3 protein-coding genes are annotated in these 2,803 nt (G+C 51.4%); all 3 read left to right on the forward strand.

The window, feature by feature from the left end; translation table 11 throughout:
* Positions 1–460 (forward strand): EAL domain-containing protein (locus AC1DVH_RS29080; RefSeq protein ID WP_477756689.1); only part of this gene is annotated, 460 nt, incomplete at its 5' end.
* 34 nt (positions 461–494) lie between these two features.
* Positions 495–1,175, forward strand: a complete 681-nt coding sequence (locus AC1DVH_RS29085; RefSeq protein WP_477756690.1) for a winged helix-turn-helix domain-containing protein — start codon at positions 495–497, stop codon at positions 1,173–1,175.
* 355 nt (positions 1,176–1,530) lie between these two features.
* A partial coding sequence (locus tag AC1DVH_RS29090) for a sugar transferase (protein WP_477756691.1) occupies positions 1,531–2,803 on the forward strand: 1,273 nt, incomplete at its 3' end.

Consider the following 2,803-nt stretch of genomic DNA (forward strand, 5'->3'; position numbering starts at 1 on the left):
CGCCAACTCTGCGCTCACGGAGGAGCTGATACAGTCCGGCGCCGCTCTGCGCGAATTTGGCCAGACACTGGTTGTTGCGCTCAATGAGCTCCCCCTGTCGGCAATCAGCTTCGCAGAAAAAAAGAAAATCCTTCACAACGTATATTTGTTGAAAGATCACGGCATAGAAATCGCGCTCGACGACTACAACATCGACGACGAAAGTATCGAAATCTTTACCACCCTGAATCTATTCGACTATATAAAGATCTCCACCGCCTCTCTAGACTTGAGCCTCAAGCTCAGTGGCAACCCAGAGTTATTCAATCGTCTCCACGAACGCATGACCATGCTCACTCACAACACAAAAGTCTCCTTTATAGCGGACAGAGTCGAGCATGCTGCTAGCCATATACTGGCACGTGCACTGCCCTTTGATTACTTTCAAGGGAGTCATTACTCCCCTGCTGACAACCTTTAAACCAAATTCAAGACGTGCAACTCAGGAGAGAGCCATGGATAGCAGCACAAACCTCCCTAGAAAATACTTTGTCGTGGTTACTCACAACCCCGCACTGCAACTGGAGCTTGAGGCATTACTGTCCAGCAAGCGATACAACAGTTACGGCACGTCACAGGCAAAAATGTTTTTTGAAGGCGTTGCCCCGCCCACCTCCGCCCCCAAGCTTATGGAGATTATTTCCCCGCAAATGGCCAGAATGGTTCCGCCGGTTATCAAGCATGATACCCAGCGCATACTTTCGACGTTCAAGTCCGAATGGCAAGCTGCCCAATCCGTAACGAAATTTACTCACTTCACATCAACCGTAGACAGCTCCAGGGAAGACACCAGGGAATTCGTTTCCCAGCCAGCCAAACCGCACACTCCAGCGACTGAAACCTGGCGACTGAGTGATGGCAGTGGCGCGTTGATCAAAGATGACGTGGAAATTGTCTTGACTGGCCTGGAGGCCACCCTGCTTAAAAAAATGCTGCACCATGAAGATCGCGTGGTCAGCAAGGACGACCTTATCCGCAGCATCGGTAGAGAACCTGAACAATATCGGGGTCTCGAAATGTGCCTGAGTCGACTACAGGAAAAATTTAAAAACGCCAGTAACGGCGAACGCCTTTTTCGTGCAGTGAGGAATCGTGGGTACTGCGTGATACAAAAAATCGTACGCGTAAAAATCTAGCCTGAGAAATTCAGATTTTCGCCTCGGCAGTGCAATACAACAATAATAAAGCACGCCAATTTATCTTCCCTGCATCTCCCCCCCTCCCTCTATAAAGCCGCGTTAAAAAGGTTTAAGTCAGACTATTTCTAACGCCATTCTCACCCAGATATATCAACAAGATACACCGCCCGCTCGTTAAAAGTCGTCAGACAGTGCCCGCACTAATAATTTAACCTATGAACTGATGACAGCGCCGCCCGTGTGGCGTTTCGGTCGTCAACGCATCGCCATCTAGTATGAACAATAACTCTTAGCGCATTAATTTTGGCTCTTGTTTGTCGAAACACGAATGGACGTATTTTGGGGATATCGTATGGTTAACAATCTTCGTATCAATCGAAATACCACCCTCAAAGGACTGACCTTCTGGGGACAGTGGGCACTGGGCCAGGGCTTTGTTGTCGCCCTGTTACTTCTATTGGTTTATTACCAGACTGGAACGGTAGAATTCTATTATCGAGTATGCGCAACGCTTACTGTGCTTGCATCGGTTCCGGCCTATACATGGTGCGGCGCCTATGCAAAAAAGGACAATTACCTGGAGGGGTTGATAAGACTACTGATGGGTTGGTCAATGACACTGGCAGCGTTAGCTATTGTCGCCTTTCTCTGTAAGGCCAACGAACTGTTTTCTCGTCAAATCATCCTGATATGGGCTTTCTGCAGCTACATCGGGCAGGCGTTGTTGTACGTCCCACTGCATGGTTTTTCGAAGTACTACCAACGGGCGCTGCAAATTGAGCGTAGAACGCTGATTGTTGGTACTGGCGAGCTGGCACTGGGCCTGGCTAACAAGCTTCGTGCCCTCGAGCACTTCCCGTTGGTCGGCCTGGTAAGCTCCGACACCACTCTCTTGCTGGAGGCGGGTATGCCACCTGTCGTAGGCCCGCAAGAGGAACTGCTTGAACTGATCAAGACCCATGACATCCGACGCCTGTACATCACGCTCCCCCTGAGTGAAGCGGCACAAATCGAAGAAATGTATGTCGATTTGCTGGATGCCAACGTCGATGTGGTCTGGGTCCCGGACTTGAACAGCCTGACGCTGCTCAATCACTCGGTCAGTGATGTGGATGGCATGCCGGCAATCCATTTGATTGAATGCCCGCTGAGCAGCCAACCCACTGCCGCACTGAGTAAAAGCCTGTTCGATAAAAGCCTGGCGCTGATGGCCATTGTCGCTCTAAGCCCGTTACTGCTGATCATTGGCCTGGCCGTCAAATTCACCTCCCATGGCCCGGTGTTTTTCAAACAGGACCGCCACGGGTGGAACGGGAAGGTCATCAAGGTCTGGAAGTTTCGCTCGATGCGCGTACACGACGATCACGAGGTCAAGCAAGCCAGCCGTAACGACTCGCGGATCACCCCGATCGGGCGCTTTATCCGCCGCACTTCCATCGATGAGTTGCCGCAATTGTTCAACGTCTTGCAGGGCCATATGGCGCTGGTCGGGCCACGCCCTCATGCCGTTGCGCACAATAACTACTACTCCGGCAAGATTCTCGCCTACATGGCGCGCCACCGAATCAAACCGGGGATCACCGGGCTGGCTCAAATCAACGGTTGCCGCGGCGAGACCGACACCA

It is taken from the genome of Pseudomonas sp. P4_C3, from assembly GCF_056402075.1.